Here is a 15612-nt window from a genome sequence, read left to right on the forward strand (position 1 = left end):
GACAGGCAGCCTATCGGGCTACAGCACGCCCGGGCTGCCTATTCCTGCTTCGTCTGCTTCCAAATCCGATCCGCCCTTTCCCAAGCCGCCTTGGCTGCAGGTTCCGCATCCTTCCAGTTCAAACGGCTGCTCTCCCGGTCGGTGTCCCAGCGCGTCTGCAGATGGTCGCGCGCGTCGTTCCAGTCGCGGTGGCGTCCGTCGATCACGCTTTGATAGCCGTGGCGGTACGCAGGCGCATAGTCGTCGTAGGTATAGGCATCCGAGTAGTACGGCTCCCGGCCATACGCGTCGCGCCAGTAGGCGTCTTCATCCGTGGGGTTGACCGCTTCGGCCGCGCCCTTGCCGGCCAGGCCGCCGACGACGGCGCCGACCACTGCGCCCACGGCGGAGCCGATGGGGCCGCCGATGGAGCCAGCGGCTGCGCCCGTGACGGCGCCGCCTGCGGCACCGATGCCCGTGCCGATGGGGTGGGCGCCCGGCTCCTTGGTGATGGGGTCCAGGTTCATGTCGCGGGTGGGGTCTTGGGGATGGGTCATGGTGGTCTCCTGTAGGTAGGGGTAGGGGTGGATACGTCCAGAACCCCATGGTCTTCGCCGCCGCGCCACACTGGCGTAGGCCAAGCGCCACATGCGGCGACAGCTTTTGGGGACCATGGCCATGGGCGTCATTGCGCCCAGCGCCAGCGGGTGGCCGCGATGACTGCGTGGGCAGCGCCACATGGGCGGCCGGCCACCCAGGCACAATCGCAACCCCATGCGCTCCCCCATTTCCATCGTCGACGTTGACCGCCTCGACACCTGGACCCGCTATCGCCCAGGCCTGTGCGACACCTGCGCGGCCAACTGCTGCACGATGCCGCTCGAAGTGCAGCTGGCAGACCTGGTGCGGCTGGAGCTGGTGGACCCGTTCGAGGCCGAGCATGAAGAGCTGCGGCACATTGCCAGGCGGCTGCTCAAGGCACGGCTGATCGACCACTTCAACCACAAGAACGCGATCTTCACGATGGCGCGGCGGGCCAGTGGGGACTGTAACTTTCTCGACCCCAAAACACGCCTGTGCACGGTGTACGACAAGCGGCCCGAGACGTGCCGGCTGCATCCGCAGAAGAAGAGCCCCAAGCCGGGGTACTGCGCCTACGGGGCGCGGGATCTGCAGCGCAGGGGTTGAGCGGCGGGCACCCGGGGCTGCCTGCCGCCAGGCCACGCTATTTGCCGGAGGGCGCACGGCGGGCCGCCGCAGCGCCAGCCCGCGCGCTACCGCTACACCGTCTCCCTTTGGACAAAGCCCGCCACGGGCTCGGCGGGCTCGGCCACGGTGCCCACGTCCACCGCGTCCACCCGCGCCTGCGGCGGGCCGTGGCGGGCCCAGTCGATGAGGGACTGCACGGCATCGGCGGGGCCGGTGGCCAGGGCTTCCACGCTGCCGTCGCGGCGGTTGCGCACCCAGCCCTGCACACCGCGCTGCAGCGCGGCCTGCACCAGGGACCAGCGGTAGCCCACGCCCTGCACATGCCCCCGGATCAGAAGGTGCCGGGTGACGGTGGTGGTGGTGTTGCCGCTGTTGCTGGTGGTACTGCCGCTGTGGTGCATGGGCGCACTGTATCGCCAGCGCGGGGCGTTGACCACGTGCGCGCCATGGCGGTGCTCGACCGGCCGGATGCGGCGCGCTAAGCTGCGCCATGGCAGCCGCGGGCTTCGTCCAGCCCTGCCATCCCCTCGCACTGTCCAGGCCACCACATGAACGCCCCCCGCAAGGCCTTGCCCGCCATCGACACTGCCCGCTGCACGGGCTGCGGCTGGTGTGTGGCCGTGTGCGCGCCGCATGTGCTGTCGCTGCAGGTGCAGGGCCCGCAAGCCTGGGGCCCCAAGCGGTCCCGGCTGCATGATGCGGCGGCCTGCACCGGGTGTGCCTTGTGCGCGGTGCGGTGCCCGTTCGATGCGATCCGCATGGTGCGTGCGGGCCCCTTGCATGCGGTGCGGGACGATGCGGCGTTGTCCCACACCAGCGGCGGCGCGGCTGTGGTGTGATTCCAGGCCCGGGTTTCACCCGGGTGTTCACCACCCCACCATTGCATGCCAGAAAAGGAGCCACGCCATGCCTGAAAAGAAAGCCAGCGTTCACTGGGAAGGGGCCGGCAAGGCCGGCCAGGGCCAGATCAGCACCGAGACCGGCGCGCTGGACAAGTACCCCTATGGCTTTGCCAGCCGCTTTGGCGACGACCGCAAGGGCACCAACCCCGAGGAGATCCTGGGGGCGGCGCATGCGGCCTGCTTCACCATGGCGTTTTCGTTCGCCGCCGACAAGGCGGGCATCGCCACCGAAGCGGTGGACACCACCGCCAGCGTGCGCCTGTCCAAGGAGGGCGAAGGTTTTGTGATCGACCGCATCGCGCTCACGCTCACCGCCAAGGTGCCCGGGCTGGACGATGCGGCCTTCCAGAAACTGGCGGCCGATGCCAAGGCCAATTGCCCGCTGTCGAAGGCACTGGCCGCGGTGCCCGAGATCACGCTGACCGCCACGCTGGTGAAGTAGCCAACGAGACGGGCCGGGGCGCCGGGGCACCGCGCCCCTGCACGGTCTTCTTTTTGTCCGCCGGCCCCTCAGCGCCCCCGCACCGCCGCGGCCAGCGCGGCAAACGCCTGCCGGTCCACCGCATGCGTGAAGGCCGTGTTGGGCACCGGGTGTGTGGACAGCTTCACCACCACCAGCTCCGCCGCCGGGTTGATGTGGATGTGCTGGCCCATCAGGCCCTTGGCCTCCAGCGTACCGTCCGCATCATGCGGCACCCACCACTGGTTGTGGTACGAGTAGCCCGCGCGCATGGCGGTGCCGGGGGCCTTGCTGAATTTCGCGGGGTCGGCGCCCTTGCGCAGCTCGGCGATGGTGGCGGGCGAGATGACTTGCTGGCCGTTGTAGCGGCCGTTGGCGCGCAGCATTTCGCCCAGGCGGCCCAGGTCGCGCAGCGTGGCGTTCACGCCCACGCTGGTGGACTGGCCGCCGTTGGCGTCTGCAAACACATAGGCATCCTCCTGCGCGCCCAGGCGCGACCAGATGCGCTCGGACAGCAGCGTGGCGTAGCTCTTGCCCGTCACGCGCTGCAGCAGCCAGCCCAGCACTTCCGTGTCCACCGACTTGTACGCGAACGCGGCGCCGTGCTCGCCCTCCTTCTTCAGCGTGGGCAGGAACTCGGCCATGCTTTTGGCGGCGCTGCTGCCGGGCGGCGCGGGCTGCAGGCCTGCGGCGGCCAGGTACTGGAAGACGCCGGACGCAGGGTCGGCAAAGTTCTCGGCGTATTGCACGCCGGTGGTCATGTCCAGCGTCTGCTGCACGGTGGCATCGGCCCAGGCGCTGGTGGCCAGCTCGGGCAGGTAGCGGGGGATTGGTGCTGTCGGGTCGATCACGCCTTCCTGGATGAGCTCGGTCACCAGCAGGCCGGTGAGCGATTTGCTCATGGACCACAGCACATGCGGCTGGTGCGGCTGCATGCCGGTGTGGTGGCGCTCGTACACCACCTGGCCCCGGTGCAGCACCAGCAGGCCGTCGGTGTAGGTGGCCTTTTGCCAGTCGGCCAGCGTGGTGGTGCCGCCCTTGCCGTCGGGCACGGGCAGCGCGTCGTCCAGCGCGCGGGCTGCGGCGGGCAGCGCGCTGGACGCGCCTGCGCCGCGCCACACGGCGGCCGTAGGGCCCAGCTCGCGCAGGTGGTGCGCGGCCCAGCGCACATTGGGGTATTTGAGGATGTTGGCCAGGCGCACGACCTTGTCGGGCGGTGGCGGAAAGCCCTGCATCAGCTGCAGCGTGGCGGGGTGGGTGGCGTCGGGTGGTGGCAGTTGCGGTGCCTGCGCATGGCTGGCGGAGGCCATGCACAGGGCTGCTGCGGCAGCGGCGAGCGTGACCAGGGCAAATTGGAGGCGGGGGAACGGCATGGTGCGAAAGTCCTGCAAAAGGTGGGGGGGATGGGGCAGAGAAACGACGGAACAGGAAGGGGCGGGCGGGCTAGCCCCGCGCCGCCAGCAGCGCGCGGATCACGGCTTCGGTGCGCTCGTATTCGCCCTCTCCGAAGTGCTTGTAGCGAATGCGGCCCTGCGCATCGATGAGGTACGCGGCAGGCCAGTACTGGTTGCCGTAGGCCTTCCAGGTGCCGTAGCGGTTGTCCTGCGCCACGGGGTGCTTCACGCCGTGGCGGCGCATGGCCACTTCGACATTGCTGGTGGTGCGCTCGAACGGAAACTCCGGCGTGTGCACGCCCACCACGGTGAGGCCCTGGGGCGTGTACAGCTCGGCCCAGCGGTTCACGTGGGGCAGGGTGCGGATGCAGTTGATGCAGGCATAGGTCCAGAAGTCCACCAGCACCACGCGGCCGCGCAGCTGGGCCAGGGTGAGCGGCTCGGAGTTGAGCCAGCGCTCGATGCCGGTGAACTCGGGCGCCGCGCCAAAGTCGGGCAGCGTGGCGGCCTGGATGGCGGGCCCCGCTGCGTGGGTGAGGGCGGGTGCCGCCACCGCTGCGGCTACAGAAGCTGCGGACGCCAGGAATGTGCGGCGCTGAAAAGAGAAGGGTGAAGAAAGGCGCGATGTCATGGTGAAAACTCCTTGCTGCGGGCCGCTTACAGCCCGCCAGAACCCGAGGGATAGAACTGCGACAGCCAGGCGGTGACCTGCCCATCCACCTCCAGCAGCATGGCCAGCGCCACGGCGATGACCACCACGCCAAAGGCCTGCTGCACGCGGTGCGCATGGCGCGAGATGCGGCGCACATGGCCGGCCGCTGCCTGGCCACCGTAGGCAATGGCCAGCATGGGCACTGCGGCGCCGGTGGAATACGCGAGCAGCAGCACCGCCGTGCTGACCCCGGGCGGCTCGGTGGCGATGAGCGTGAGGATGGAGGCCAGCACCGGCCCGGCGCAGGGCGTCCACACCGCGCCCAGGCTCAGGCCCAGCAGCAGCCCGCCCCAGTTGCCGGCCGATGAGCCCAGCCCCAGGCTGGCCACGCGGCCGAGCACGCCACCCGCCTGTTGGCTGAGCCACTGGAAGGGCCGAGGCCACACCGTGAGCACGCCAAACACCAGCAGCATCACGGCGGCGAACCGGCGCAAGCCCCCGGGCGACACGCCCAGCACCTGCGCGAAGCTGCTGAACAGCAGCGCCACGGCCGCGAACGAGAGCGCAAAGCCCAGCGCGATGAACAGCGGACGCGTGCGCCGCGCCGCCCCACCCGCCACCGACGCGCCCAGCACCACCGGCAGCATGGGCAGCACGCAGGGCGCGCCCACGGTGAGCATGCCGGCGGCCACGGCCAGCCAGGGCGAGGTGGCGGCCATGGTCATTGCACGCCCCCGTGCTCTGCGCCCGGGCGGCGCCACACCTGCGTCTTGCCAAAGAGCGGGATGCCCACGTAGGCGCGCACCAGCAGCTGGTCCGGCTCGGCGGGGGTGAGGATGGCGCGGTAGGTCTTGGCGTTCTCGCGGTTGTAGATCTCGCCCTGGTATTCGGTGTTACTGCCGCCATCGCTGGGGCGCAGGCCCGACAGCAGGGTCATGCCCAGCGCGGGCCGCGCGTCGGCCGCCGCCATCTCGGTGCCCGGCGCGCTCATGGAGCGGTTGCCCAGCACGCGCACCACCTTGCCACACAGGGTCTCGCCGGCGCAGAGCACGATGTCCACCTCCAGGTTGCCGCTTTCGGTGATCCAGCGGCCCAGCGGGGCCTTGGCAGGTGCGGCGGCCAGGGATTGCTGGGCGCCAGCGGATTGGGCCAGGCACAGGGCCAGCAGCCCGGCCGTGGTTGTTGTCCAGGGGTTCATCTTCATGGCACGGTCCTCGTGAAGTTCAGGAAGACTGCATTGAAGCCAGCGGACGTATCGGTGATATTTCCTGGCAAGGCCTTTTGGTATGCGTGCGTGTCTGCCGCGCCGCCAGACAAGTTCAGATACATACGGCCCGCCGCGCCGCCGCCACGCGCAGGGCAAACCTCGGAGAATCACGGCCCATGAGCACGCCCACCGAAGACCACGTCCTGATCGTCGATGACGACGCCGGCATCCGCGAGCTGGCGGCCGAGTACCTGCAGCGCCAGGGCCTGCAGGTGAGCGTGGCGGCCGATGGACGGCAGATGCGTGAGGTGCTGGCCACGCAGCGCATCGACCTCTTGGTGCTGGACCTGATGCTGCCCGGCACCGACGGCATCGCGCTGTGCCGCGAGCTGCGCAGCCCCGGCGCGCCGCCGCTGCCCATCATCATGCTCACCGCGCGCAGCGACGAGGCCGACCGCATCCTGGGCCTGGAGCTGGGTGCGGACGACTACCTGACCAAGCCCTTCGCCGCGCGCGAGCTGCTGGCGCGCATCCACGCCGTGCTGCGGCGCACGCGCATGCTGCCGCCCAACCTGGCGACGGCCGAGCCCGCGCGGCAGCTGGCGTTCGGCGACTGGCGGCTGGACACCACGGCGCGCCACCTGCTCGATGCCACGGGCGCGGTGGTGGCGCTGTCGGGCGCCGAATACCGGCTGCTGCGCGTGCTGCTGGACCATCCGCAGCGCATCCTCACGCGCGACCAGCTGCTGCAGCTCACGCAGGGGCGCGACGCCGACGTGTTCGACCGCTCCATCGACCTCTTGGTCAGCCGCGTGCGCCAGCGGCTCGGGGATGGTGCCCGGGGCTCGCGCTACATCAAGACAGTGCGCAACGAGGGCTATGTGTTCTGCGCCGACGTGTTGCCCACGGCAACCTCCAACGAGGCCGCCGCATGACGCTGCGCGGGTGGCCCCGCTCGCTGTTCGGGCGCATCCTGCTGGTGCTGGCGCTGGGCCTGGCGCTGGCGCATGCGCTGACCTTCGTGCTCGCGCTCACCGAGCGCGGCATGACCATGCGCCGCGCCATGGTGTCGTACCTGGCGAGCGACGTGGCCAGCTCCGTGGCCATGCTGGAGCGCCTGCCCGCCGCAGAGCGCGCGCAGTGGGTGGACCGGCTGGCGCGCCGCAACTACCGGTTCGCGTTGACCGCGCCGCAGGATGCGCCCGAGGACCCGTCCGACCTGGCCCGCCTGATCGCGGGCGCCGTGGGCGCCACGCTGCCCCCCGGCCAGACGGTGCGGGTGATCGACCCCCGCGTGCCCGGCACCGAGCTGCGCCTGCAGCTCCAGTTGAGCGACGGCACGCCGCTGGCCGTGGACATGGACGAGCCCCGGCTGCAGGTCTCGCCCTGGGTGCTGGGCGCGCTGGCGCTGCAGCTGGCGCTGCTGGCGGGCCTGTGCGCCTGGGCCGTGCGCGCGGCCACGCGGCCCCTGCGCGCGCTGGCCGACGCGGCCGACGCGCTGGATGCCGACCGCCCCGCCGTGCCCCTGGCCGAGGACGGCCCGCGCGAGGTGCAGCGCGCCGCCCAGGCCTTCAACCGCATGCAGCAGCGCATCCAGGCGCACCTGGAGGAGCGTATGCGCATCCTGGCCGCCGTCTCGCACGACCTGCAGACGCCCATCACCCGGCTGCGCCTGCGCGCCGACCTGCTGGACGACACCACGCTGCAGGGCAAGCTGCACGCGGACCTGGCCGAGATGCAGTCGCTGGTGGAAGAAGGCATTGCCTACGCGCGCTCGTCCCAGGCCGCCCGGGAGCCCCTGCAGCGCGTGGACCTGCGCGCGCTGCTGCAGAGCATTGCGTTCGACTACGCCGATGCCGGCCTGCCCGTGTCGCTGCTGCACACGGCAGAGGGCACCTGCGACACGCGCCCGCAGGCCCTGCGCCGGCTGGTATGCAACCTGGTGGACAACGCGCTCAAGTTCGCCGGCGCGGCCGAGCTGAGCCTGGAGGCCGGGCACCAAGGCCCATGGCTGGTGCGGGTGCTGGACCGGGGGCCGGGCATCCCCGCCGCCGAACTGGCCGCCGTGCTGCAGCCCTACGTGCGGCTGGAAGACTCGCGCAACCGCGGCACCGGCGGCACGGGGCTGGGCCTGGCCATTGCGAACGAACTGGCCCAGGCGCTGGGCGGCCGGCTGGTGCTGGGGCCGCGCGAGGACGGTGCGGGGCTGGAGGCGCGCGTGGAAGTGCCGGGGTCGCGGGAAACCTCTGCATAAGTCAGGCGCACCGTATGCCCCTGCGGCGTCGGGCGGTCCGGGGCGTTGCCGCAGCCTCGGTCGCGCTGCTAAAGTGGCCACCCCGTGGACTGTCAGACAGGGAACGCCGTGGAAACCACCGCAAACAGCAGTAGCACCCGCAGCCAGCACATCCGCATCGGCATCGGCGGCTGGACCTTCGAGCCCTGGCGCGACAACTTCTACCCCGCGGGCCTCGCGCACAGCAAGGAGCTGCAGTACGCCAGCCGCCAGCTCAGCGCCATCGAGGTCAACGGCACCTACTACAGCACCTTCAAGCCGCCCACGTTTGCCAAATGGCACGGCGAGACGCCCGAGGGCTTCATGTTCTCGCTCAAGGCCAACCGCTTCGCGACGAACCGCCGCGTGCTGGCGCAGGCGGGCGACTCGGTCATGCGGTTTGTGGAAAGCGGCATCTCGGAACTGAAGGACAAGCTCGGCCCCATCGTCTGGCAGTTCATGCCCACCAAGGTGTTCGAACCGGGGGACTTCGAGGCCTTCCTCGCGCTGCTGCCCCAACAGGTCGATGGCCGCAGCCTGCGCCATGTGCTCGACGTGCGGCACGAGAGCTTTGCCACCCCCGCCTTCATCGCGCTGGCCCGCCGCTACGGCTGCGTGCCGGTGCACACCGATTCCGAGAAATTCCCGGCCATTGCCGATGCCGAGGCGGACTTCGCCTATCTGCGGCTGATGCGCAGCCAGGCCGACGTGCCCACCGGCTACACGCCCGAGGCGATTGCGCAATGGGCCGAGGGCGTGCGCGCCTGGACCCGCGGCGAGCGGCCGCGCGATGTGTTCGTGTATTTCATCAACGGCGCGAAGGAGCGGGCCCCGGCCGGCGCGATGGAGCTGATGGCGCAGCTGGGACTGCGGGCGCAGGCCGCAGGTGCTGGCGAGATGGCGATGAGAAAGAAATCGGCGCCTGGCGCTTATCCATGAAGCGCCAAAAGCTATTGATTCAATAGCAAAATCACCCTGTCGCGGGCTGCCCGGACGCCTGCCCGCGGCACCAGGCGCGGCACGGGCTTGACGGCGGCCCAAGGGCCTCGGGTACACTGCATCCTTCATGTCGTACACCGCCATCCCCTTCACCGCACGCGCCACGGCCTTCCAGGGCATGTGCATGATGCTGTCCGCATTCACGCGGGCGATGGGTGCACGAATGATTACCACCATTACCACCGCGGCCACCTGAGCACGCGCAGGTGGCCGTTTCGGCAGCCACCTGGTGATCGCTCTCTCTTCTCCCCCAAGACGAATTGACTGAAACCCAGCTCTGGCAGCTGGGTTTTTTTGTTTGTTTGTTTGTTTGTTTTGCAGTCGTTTGGAGAAGCCCATGTTCCGCGATCCCGTCCAGTCCCTAGAAGCCCCGTCGTTCGAGCCTTCCGCCGCGGCCATGCGCCCCCTGCGCGTGGGCATGATCGGCATTGGCACCGTGGGCGCGGGCACCTTCCGCGTGCTGGCGCGCAACCAGGCGCTCATCGCGGGCCGCGCGGGGCGGGGCATCAAGATGGTGGTGGTCTGCGCCCGCAGCCTGGCCCGTGCCATGAGCGTGGTGGGCAAGGACGTGGCCCTGACCAACGACCCCATGCAGGTCGCCACGCACCCCGATGTGGACGTGCTGGTGGAGGCCGCCGGCGGCACCGGCCCGGCGCGTGAATGGGTGCTGGCCGCCATCCGCGCGGGCAAGCATGTGGTCACGGCCAACAAGGCGCTGCTGGCCGAGCATGGCAACGAGATCTTCGCCGCCGCGCGCCAGCACGGCGTGGCCGTGGCGTACGAAGGCGCGGTGGCCGTGAGCATCCCCATCGTGAAAGCGCTGCGCGAGGGCCTCACCGCCAACCGCATCGAATGGGTGGCCGGCATCATCAACGGCACCACCAACTTCATCCTGAGCAAGATGCGCGACGAGGGCGTGGGCTTTGCCGAGGCGCTGGCCCAGGCCCAGGCGCTGGGCTACGCCGAGGCCGATCCGACCTTCGACATCGAGGGCATCGACGCCGCGCACAAGATCACGCTGCTGGCCGCCAATGCGTTCGGCATGCCGCTGCGCTTTGCCGACGCGCAGGTGGAGGGCATCACCGCGCTCCAGGGGCTGGACGTGGCCTGCGCGGAGCAGCTGGGCTTTCGCATCAAGCTGCTGGGGGTGGCGCGGCGCCGCGAGCACGGCGATGGTGCCGACGGCGTGGAGCTGCGCGTGCAGCCCGCGCTGGTGCCCGCCACGCACCTGCTGGCGCATGTCAATGGCTCGATGAACGGCATCATGGTCAAGGGCGATGCGTCGGGCGTGACGATGTACTACGGCGCGGGCGCGGGCTCCGAGCAGACCGCGTCGGCCGTGATCGCCGACCTGGTGGACGTGGCGCGGCTTCATGGCACCCACGCGGCGCAGCGGGTGCCGCACCTGGGCTTTCATGCCAGCGCCATCAGCAACGACCAGGCCGTGCTGCCGCGCGCCGCCGTGCGCACGCGCCACTACCTGCGGGTGCCCGTGCACACGGCCCAGCAGATCGAGGCCGTGGGCGCCTGGCTGGCGGCGCAGCAGGTGCCGGTGCTGCGTGTGGAGCTGGCGGCCGAAAAAACACTGCAGGCCGACAAGGCGGCATCCAGCCCCGGCCATCCCCAGGTGCTGGTGCTCACCGACGTGGCGGCCCAGTCCACGGTGGACCTGGCCATGCACGCGCTGGCCGCGCACCCCGCCGTGGCCGGGCCGGTGGTGTCGCTGCGCGTGGAGATGCTAGAGGGATGATGCTGAAGGGTTGCCATGGGCGGTGTCTGGCCGCACGCCACGTCGTGCCACCACCACTCGGCACTCACCAGCACCGTTCACGCTGAGCCTGTCGAAACGCGGCGCATGGCTGCGACAGGCTCAGCCCGACCGGTACGGGTTGATGCTGCGGTTCTAAAGGTCAAAACAGGCTCTGTCGCCCTACTATCAAGCGCTTCAAGCTATGAATATCGCAGCAATCACTGGCTAGATGCCCGGCCCTCGTTCCACCAGCGCCGCCATGGCCAGCGCTTGCGGCGTGCCTTGCGCCGTCAGCCCCTCGACGACGCCGGCGCGGTCCGTGTCCGTGCGGTTCTGGCTCACCTTCCAGACGCCTTCCCAGCGTTCCACCGCCAGCTCGACGCCCACGATGGCGCCCAGCAGTTTGTGCAGGTAGTCGGCGGGCGCATCGTCCACGTGCCAGGGGTGCGGGCGGTGGGCTTCGTGCGCCTCGGTCAGGGTGTGCAGGATCGCGCGCAGGCGCTCGGGGTCGCCGTCCACCGCGCTGAGCGTGCCGTGGGCGTGCACCGTGGCGTAGTTCCAGGTGGGCACCTGTTTGCCATCGACGGCCTTGGACGGGTACCACGACGGCGACACGTAGGCCTGCGGGCCATGGAACACGGCCACCGCCTGCTGCGGCAGCAGCGGCCACACGCCGTTGCCGCGGCCCACGTGGCCCACCAGCGTGCCGTGTGGGCCGCGCGTGGGGTCCAGGTACAGCGGCACGTGGTTGACGTGCAGGGCGCCCTCGTGCGAGACGACCAGGGTGGCCAGGGGCTGGTCCCGCACCAGGCCGTGCAGAACGGCTGGGTCGGTCACCTGGAACTGGCGGTTGGCAATGGTCATGTCAGTGGTCCTTCCACGTCCAGCACGGGCGCGCAGTCGATCTGCGTCTTGACCGAGTTGGCCAAAAAGCATGCCGCGTGCGCCTGATGGTGCAGGTCGGCCAGCACCGCGCTGCTGGGCGCGTGCGCCGCGTCGAAGCGCGTCACGGGCCGCAGCTGCACGTGCGCAACCACCAGGCGGCCTTCGGCATCCTTGGCCATGGTGCCCACGGCGGCATCGGTGTAGCTGTCCACGCGCCATCCGGCACGGCAGGCGAAGTCCAGGAACCACAGCATGTGGCAACTCGACAGCGCGGCCACGTAGGCTTCTTCGGGGTCCACGGCCAAAGCGTCGGAGTAGGGCAGCGGCACCACATGCGGCGACGACGAGCCGGCCACCACGGCGCCGCCATCGAATTGCCAGGTGTGCGCGCGGTGGTAGCGCTTGTCCAGAAAGTCGTCGCTGCCACGGGACCAGGCGATGGTGGCGGTGTGCTCGGCCATAGGATCTTTCTTGTGGGACCGGGCCTCGCAGGCAGCCCGGATGGTTTCTAAAATGGTTCTTCAGTTTATGGCTGCATTGCCACAACCAAGGGGCCAATTCATGCCGGTTGCCAGAGCCAATCCGAAGACCGTCGCCGCCGCCACGGGTGCTCCGGGCCCGCGCCAGGGCCTGCTGCGCCAGCAGGTCTATGAGCAGTTGCGCGGCGCCATCGAGCACGGCCGCCTGCCCGCAGGCACGCGCCTGCCGCCGTCGCGCGAGCATGCGGCCGGCCTGGGTGTGTCGCGCAACACGGTGCTCTGGGCCGTGCAGCGCCTGCAGGCCGAGGGCTACGTGGAAGCGCGAGTGGGCGACGGCACCTATGTGTCCGAGGCCGCGGGCACGGCCCCGGCGCAGGGACTGGTGGCGCCGCCGCGCGGGCTGTCGAAGCGCGGGCAGCTCATTGCCGAGACGGCGGCGCGCTGGCGGCCTCCGCATGTGGCGGCGCGGGCATTTCGCATCGGCGCGCCCGAGGTGGACACTTTTCCGTTCGCGCTGTGGGACCGCCTGGCGCGCCAGGCCAGCCCCGGCCAGCGCAGCGCCCGCGCGCAGTACCTGGACCCTGCGGGCGACCCCCAGCTGCGCCAGGCCATCGCGCTGTGGCTGTGGGCGTCGCGCGGCATCCGCTGCGATGCGGCGCAGGTGGTGGTGTGCTCGGGCTCGCAGCAGGGCATCGATCTGATCGCGCGGCTGCTGCTGGACGCGGGCGACGAGGTGCTGGTGGAAGACCCGGGCTACCCCGGCATCCGCGCCAGCCTGCTGGGCCACGGCGTGCTGGCGCGGCCCGTGGCGCTGGATGCGCAGGGCCTGCGCATCGCCGAAGGCGCCGCGCAGTGGCCCGGTGCGCGCATGGCCGTGGTCACGCCCACGCACCAGTTCCCCACCGGCGTGTGCATGCCACTGGCGCGGCGCCAGGCCCTGCTGCAGTGGGCGCGCACGCACGACGCCTGGGTGGTGGAGGACGACTACGACGGCGAATTCCAGTACGGCAAGCACGACGGCAAGGCCCAGCGCGTGCCCGCCCTGTGCAGCCTGCCGGGCTCGGAGCGCGTGCTGTACGTGGGCACGTTCTCCAAGACCCTGCACCCCGGCCTGCGCCTGGGCTTCGTGGTCGTGCCACCCGCGCTGGTGGAAGCCTTTGCCATGGCCCGCGCCATCACCGACCGGCATGCGCCCGGCGACGCACAGGCGGTGCTGGCGCGCTTCATCGCCGAAGGCCACCTGCTGCGCCACCTGCGGCAGATGCGCGAGCTGTACCAGGAGCGCCAGCAGGTGCTGATCGACGCGCTGGCCCAGGCCAGCGGCGGCGCGCTGCAGCTGGCGCCCAGCGACCGGGGCATGCACCTGCTGCTGGAATGCGCGCCCGGCAGCAACGACGAGGCCTTGAGCCGCAGCGCACTCGCCGCCGGGGTGATGCTGGCACCCTTGTCGCGCTATGCGATGGAATCGAACCGTAGAGGCTGGCTGTTTGGCTACGCGGGCTACGGCGAGCCCGAGATCGTGGCCGCCGCGCGGGTAGTGGCGCGGTTAGCTTCCAGAAGTCACCGCAAGGGGCTCTGACCGGCGAGCGACCGCCGCGCTGGCGGTGTCCCCCTACCTTTTCCACCATTGCTGCGAGAGCGCGGGCTGCCGGATGTCCAGCCGCTCGCCCATCACCGGCGCCACCAGCGGCACGCCGGCTTTCCCGGCCAGGGCGGTGATGCGGTCGAACGGGTCCGTCCACGCGTGCAGCGCCAGGTCGAACGTACCGTTGTGGATGGGCATCAGGTGGCGGCCCTTCACGTCCAGGTGGGCCTGCAGGCTTTCCTCGGGCTGCATGTGCACGTCGGGCCACTGGGCGTCGTAGGCGCCGGTTTCCACCATCGTCAGGTCGAACGGGCCGAAGCGCTCGCCGATGGCCTTGAAGCCGTCGAAGTAGCCCGTGTCGCCGCTGAAGAAGATGCGCGTGTCCCCCGCCACCAGCACCCACGACGCCCACAGCGTGCGGTTGCCGTCCGACAGGCTGCGGCCCGAGAAGTGCTGTGCGGGCGTGGCCACCAGCTTCACGCCGGCGATGGTGGTGCCCTGCCACCAGTCGAACTGCTGCACCTTGGCGGCGGGCACGCCCCAGGCGACAAGGCGGTCGCCCACGCCCAGCGGCGTGACGAAATGCGCCACCTTGGGGGCGAGCTGCCGGATGGCATCGAAGTCCAGGTGGTCGTAGTGGTCGTGCGAGAGCACCACGCCGGTGATGGGCGGCAGCTCGTCGATGGCGATGGGCGGCGCATGGAAGCGCTTGGGGCCCATGAAGGAAAACGGCGAGGCGCGTTCGGAGAACACCGGGTCGGTCAGCCAGAACTGGCCCTGCAGCTTGAGCAGCATGGTCGAGTGGCCCAGGCGCCACAGGCTCAGGTCGGGGGCGCCCAGCAGGTCGGCCTGCGTGAGCGGCAGCACCTGTGGCGGCTGGGCCGGCACCGCGTCGGCGGGCTTGTCCGTCATGAAGCGCCACATGATGCCCAGGGTCTTGGCAAAACCCGGGGCCTGGCGCGGCGCCGCGTTGCGGAACTTGCCATCGACGTGCTGGGGCGACTGCTCATGGGAGCTTGCCGGCAAGGAGGTGCAGGAAAGGATGCTGTAGGCCATGGCGGTGACAACGGTGAGGATGAGAAGGATTCGGGGCGTGCGGCGGAGCATGGATGCTTTTCCGAAAAGTGCACTGCACAGTGTAGTTCACTTTTCAAAAAAGTAAACTACCCGGTGTAAAATAGGGGAATGACCGAGCCCGCCACCGTGATCGCCCCCACCCGCCTGACCGACCGCAAGCGCGAGGCCATCGTGCAGGCCGCCATCGGCGAATTCCGCGAACATGGCTTCAACGGCACCAGCATGGACCGCGTGGCCGCGGCGGCCGAGGTGTCCAAGCGCACGGTGTACAACCACTTTCCCAGCAAGGACGAGCTGTTCGGCGCCATCCTGGACCACCTGTGGGAGCGCAGCCATTCGTTGCCCGACGTGGCCTATGACGCGGGGCGACCGCTGCGCGCGCAGCTGCTCGCGGTGCTGGAGCAGAAGATGGAGCTGCTGAACGACGCGAGCTTCATCGACCTCTCGCGCGTGGCGATGGCCGAAATGATGCACACGCCCGAGCGCGCCCAGGCCATGGTGGCGCGCCTGTCCGAAAAGGAAGAAGGCCTGCCGCGCTGGATCCGCGCGGCCCAGCAGGACGGCGCCCTGCGCGCGGGGGTGGACCCGCAGTACGCGGCCCACCAGCTGCACGGCATGGTCAAGTCCTTTGCCTTCTGGCCCCAGCTGGCCATGGGTCAGCCGCCGCTGGCGCCTGCCGTGCAGCAGCAGGTGCTGGCCGATGCGGTGGAGATGTTCCTCGGGTTCTACGCGGTCGGCGCGCCGTAGGCCGGGGAACCCCGG

Annotated in this window: 18 protein-coding genes and 1 pseudogene; 10 read left to right on the forward strand and 9 right to left on the reverse strand. The window is 70.2% G+C overall.

The window, feature by feature from the left end:
- Nucleotides 1–211 precede the first annotated feature (211 nt).
- Nucleotides 212–536, reverse strand: a pseudogene (locus AC1RCS_RS18140) (hypothetical protein); the annotation flags it as partial.
- A 217-nt stretch (nucleotides 537–753) separates the two neighbouring features.
- Here AC1RCS_RS18140 and AC1RCS_RS18145 point away from each other — a divergent pair.
- Nucleotides 754–1167, forward strand: a complete 414-nt coding sequence (locus AC1RCS_RS18145; protein WP_218296343.1) for a YkgJ family cysteine cluster protein — start codon at nucleotides 754–756, stop codon at nucleotides 1165–1167.
- A 92-nt stretch (nucleotides 1168–1259) separates the two neighbouring features.
- Here the strand turns inward: AC1RCS_RS18145 and AC1RCS_RS18150 are convergent, their stop codons facing one another.
- Nucleotides 1260–1589, reverse strand: a complete 330-nt coding sequence (locus tag AC1RCS_RS18150; protein ID WP_492246095.1) for an acylphosphatase — start codon at nucleotides 1587–1589, stop codon at nucleotides 1260–1262.
- Nucleotides 1590–1736: 147 nt separating this feature from the next.
- Between AC1RCS_RS18150 and AC1RCS_RS18155 the strand changes: the two genes are divergently transcribed.
- Both AC1RCS_RS18155 and AC1RCS_RS18160 read left to right on the forward strand, forming a co-directional pair.
- Entirely contained in the window at nucleotides 1737–2027 is a 291-nt protein-coding gene (locus AC1RCS_RS18155) for an ATP-binding protein (protein WP_218339347.1), read from the forward strand.
- A 67-nt stretch (nucleotides 2028–2094) separates the two neighbouring features.
- Entirely contained in the window at nucleotides 2095–2532 is a 438-nt protein-coding gene (locus AC1RCS_RS18160; RefSeq protein ID WP_218296345.1) for an OsmC family protein, read from the forward strand.
- Nucleotides 2533–2600: 68 nt separating this feature from the next.
- Here the strand turns inward: AC1RCS_RS18160 and AC1RCS_RS18165 are convergent, their stop codons facing one another.
- From AC1RCS_RS18165 to AC1RCS_RS18180, 4 genes are all read right to left on the reverse strand, one after another.
- Nucleotides 2601–3923, reverse strand: a complete 1323-nt coding sequence (locus AC1RCS_RS18165; protein ID WP_492246096.1) for a serine hydrolase domain-containing protein — start codon at nucleotides 3921–3923, stop codon at nucleotides 2601–2603.
- A gap of 70 nt (nucleotides 3924–3993) precedes the next feature.
- Nucleotides 3994–4575: a thioredoxin family protein gene (locus AC1RCS_RS18170; protein ID WP_492246097.1), complete on the reverse strand. Its 582-nt coding sequence runs from the start codon at nucleotides 4573–4575 to the stop codon at nucleotides 3994–3996.
- A 26-nt stretch (nucleotides 4576–4601) separates the two neighbouring features.
- On the reverse strand, nucleotides 4602–5321 hold the full coding sequence (locus tag AC1RCS_RS18175; protein WP_492246098.1) for a cytochrome c biogenesis CcdA family protein: 720 nt from the start codon (nucleotides 5319–5321) through the stop codon (nucleotides 4602–4604).
- Nucleotides 5318–5800, reverse strand: coding sequence for a DUF2147 domain-containing protein (locus AC1RCS_RS18180; RefSeq protein ID WP_492246099.1), 483 nt, complete (start codon nucleotides 5798–5800; stop codon nucleotides 5318–5320). Before AC1RCS_RS18180 ends, AC1RCS_RS18175 begins: the two co-directional genes overlap by 4 nt.
- 179 nt (nucleotides 5801–5979) lie before the next feature.
- On the opposite strand from AC1RCS_RS18180, the gene AC1RCS_RS18185 reads away from it, so the two are divergent.
- From AC1RCS_RS18185 to AC1RCS_RS18205, 5 genes are all read left to right on the forward strand, one after another.
- Nucleotides 5980–6738 (forward strand): response regulator, encoded by a 759-nt coding sequence (locus AC1RCS_RS18185; RefSeq protein WP_218339343.1) that lies wholly within the window; start codon nucleotides 5980–5982, stop codon nucleotides 6736–6738.
- Nucleotides 6735–8057: an ATP-binding protein gene (locus AC1RCS_RS18190; RefSeq protein WP_492246100.1), complete on the forward strand. Its 1323-nt coding sequence runs from the start codon at nucleotides 6735–6737 to the stop codon at nucleotides 8055–8057. Before AC1RCS_RS18185 ends, AC1RCS_RS18190 begins: the two co-directional genes overlap by 4 nt.
- A gap of 108 nt (nucleotides 8058–8165) precedes the next feature.
- The gene (locus AC1RCS_RS18195; RefSeq protein ID WP_492246101.1) at nucleotides 8166–9014 is read left to right on the forward strand and encodes a DUF72 domain-containing protein; all 849 of its coding nucleotides are present in this window, start codon (nucleotides 8166–8168) and stop codon (nucleotides 9012–9014) included.
- A 127-nt stretch (nucleotides 9015–9141) separates the two neighbouring features.
- Nucleotides 9142–9270, forward strand: a complete 129-nt coding sequence (locus AC1RCS_RS18200) for a hypothetical protein (RefSeq protein WP_255590954.1) — start codon at nucleotides 9142–9144, stop codon at nucleotides 9268–9270.
- 141 nt (nucleotides 9271–9411) lie between these two features.
- Nucleotides 9412–10824, forward strand: coding sequence for a homoserine dehydrogenase (locus tag AC1RCS_RS18205; protein ID WP_492246102.1), 1413 nt, complete (start codon nucleotides 9412–9414; stop codon nucleotides 10822–10824).
- Between the two features lie 225 nt (nucleotides 10825–11049).
- Here the strand turns inward: AC1RCS_RS18205 and AC1RCS_RS18210 are convergent, their stop codons facing one another.
- Nucleotides 11050–11688, reverse strand: a complete 639-nt coding sequence (locus AC1RCS_RS18210; RefSeq protein ID WP_218296354.1) for an FMN-binding negative transcriptional regulator — start codon at nucleotides 11686–11688, stop codon at nucleotides 11050–11052.
- Nucleotides 11685–12170 (reverse strand): OsmC family protein, encoded by a 486-nt coding sequence (locus AC1RCS_RS18215; protein ID WP_492246103.1) that lies wholly within the window; start codon nucleotides 12168–12170, stop codon nucleotides 11685–11687. Before AC1RCS_RS18215 ends, AC1RCS_RS18210 begins: the two co-directional genes overlap by 4 nt.
- 100 nt (nucleotides 12171–12270) lie before the next feature.
- Between AC1RCS_RS18215 and pdxR the strand changes: the two genes are divergently transcribed.
- Nucleotides 12271–13767: a MocR-like pyridoxine biosynthesis transcription factor PdxR gene (gene pdxR, locus AC1RCS_RS18220; protein WP_492246104.1), complete on the forward strand. Its 1497-nt coding sequence runs from the start codon at nucleotides 12271–12273 to the stop codon at nucleotides 13765–13767.
- A 33-nt stretch (nucleotides 13768–13800) separates the two neighbouring features.
- Here the strand turns inward: pdxR and AC1RCS_RS18225 are convergent, their stop codons facing one another.
- On the reverse strand, nucleotides 13801–14829 hold the full coding sequence (locus AC1RCS_RS18225) for an MBL fold metallo-hydrolase (RefSeq protein ID WP_492246186.1): 1029 nt from the start codon (nucleotides 14827–14829) through the stop codon (nucleotides 13801–13803).
- 129 nt (nucleotides 14830–14958) lie between these two features.
- On the opposite strand from AC1RCS_RS18225, the gene AC1RCS_RS18230 reads away from it, so the two are divergent.
- Nucleotides 14959–15597 carry a TetR/AcrR family transcriptional regulator gene (locus tag AC1RCS_RS18230; RefSeq protein ID WP_218296357.1) on the forward strand — a complete coding sequence of 213 codons (639 nt, stop codon included), beginning with the start codon at nucleotides 14959–14961 and terminating at the stop codon, nucleotides 15595–15597.
- The last annotated feature ends 15 nt before the right edge of the window (nucleotides 15598–15612 follow it).

Source organism: Acidovorax sp. GW823-FHT01C06, assembly GCF_058798375.1.

Bases quoted from the DNA above. Each gene is read 5' to 3' on its own strand.
- AC1RCS_RS18170 (WP_492246097.1), bottom strand. From the start codon at position 4,575: ATGACATCGCGCCTTTCTTCACCCTTCTCTTTTCAGCGCCGCACATTC.
- AC1RCS_RS18190 (WP_492246100.1), top strand. From the start codon at position 6,735: ATGACGCTGCGCGGGTGGCCCCGCTCGCTGTTCGGGCGCATCCTGCTG.
- AC1RCS_RS18200 (WP_255590954.1), top strand. From the start codon at position 9,142: ATGTCGTACACCGCCATCCCCTTCACCGCACGCGCCACGGCCTTCCAG.
- pdxR (WP_492246104.1), top strand. From the start codon at position 12,271: ATGCCGGTTGCCAGAGCCAATCCGAAGACCGTCGCCGCCGCCACGGGT.
- AC1RCS_RS18175 (WP_492246098.1), bottom strand. From the start codon at position 5,321: ATGACCATGGCCGCCACCTCGCCCTGGCTGGCCGTGGCCGCCGGCATG.
- AC1RCS_RS18180 (WP_492246099.1), bottom strand. From the start codon at position 5,800: ATGAAGATGAACCCCTGGACAACAACCACGGCCGGGCTGCTGGCCCTG.
- AC1RCS_RS18165 (WP_492246096.1), bottom strand. From the start codon at position 3,923: ATGCCGTTCCCCCGCCTCCAATTTGCCCTGGTCACGCTCGCCGCTGCC.
- AC1RCS_RS18155 (WP_218339347.1), top strand. From the start codon at position 1,737: ATGAACGCCCCCCGCAAGGCCTTGCCCGCCATCGACACTGCCCGCTGC.
- AC1RCS_RS18145 (WP_218296343.1), top strand. From the start codon at position 754: ATGCGCTCCCCCATTTCCATCGTCGACGTTGACCGCCTCGACACCTGG.
- AC1RCS_RS18210 (WP_218296354.1), bottom strand. From the start codon at position 11,688: ATGACCATTGCCAACCGCCAGTTCCAGGTGACCGACCCAGCCGTTCTG.
- AC1RCS_RS18225 (WP_492246186.1), bottom strand. From the start codon at position 14,829: ATGGCCTACAGCATCCTTTCCTGCACCTCCTTGCCGGCAAGCTCCCAT.
- AC1RCS_RS18205 (WP_492246102.1), top strand. From the start codon at position 9,412: ATGTTCCGCGATCCCGTCCAGTCCCTAGAAGCCCCGTCGTTCGAGCCT.
- AC1RCS_RS18230 (WP_218296357.1), top strand. From the start codon at position 14,959: ATGACCGAGCCCGCCACCGTGATCGCCCCCACCCGCCTGACCGACCGC.
- AC1RCS_RS18185 (WP_218339343.1), top strand. From the start codon at position 5,980: ATGAGCACGCCCACCGAAGACCACGTCCTGATCGTCGATGACGACGCC.
- AC1RCS_RS18215 (WP_492246103.1), bottom strand. From the start codon at position 12,170: ATGGCCGAGCACACCGCCACCATCGCCTGGTCCCGTGGCAGCGACGAC.
- AC1RCS_RS18150 (WP_492246095.1), bottom strand. From the start codon at position 1,589: ATGCACCACAGCGGCAGTACCACCAGCAACAGCGGCAACACCACCACC.
- AC1RCS_RS18160 (WP_218296345.1), top strand. From the start codon at position 2,095: ATGCCTGAAAAGAAAGCCAGCGTTCACTGGGAAGGGGCCGGCAAGGCC.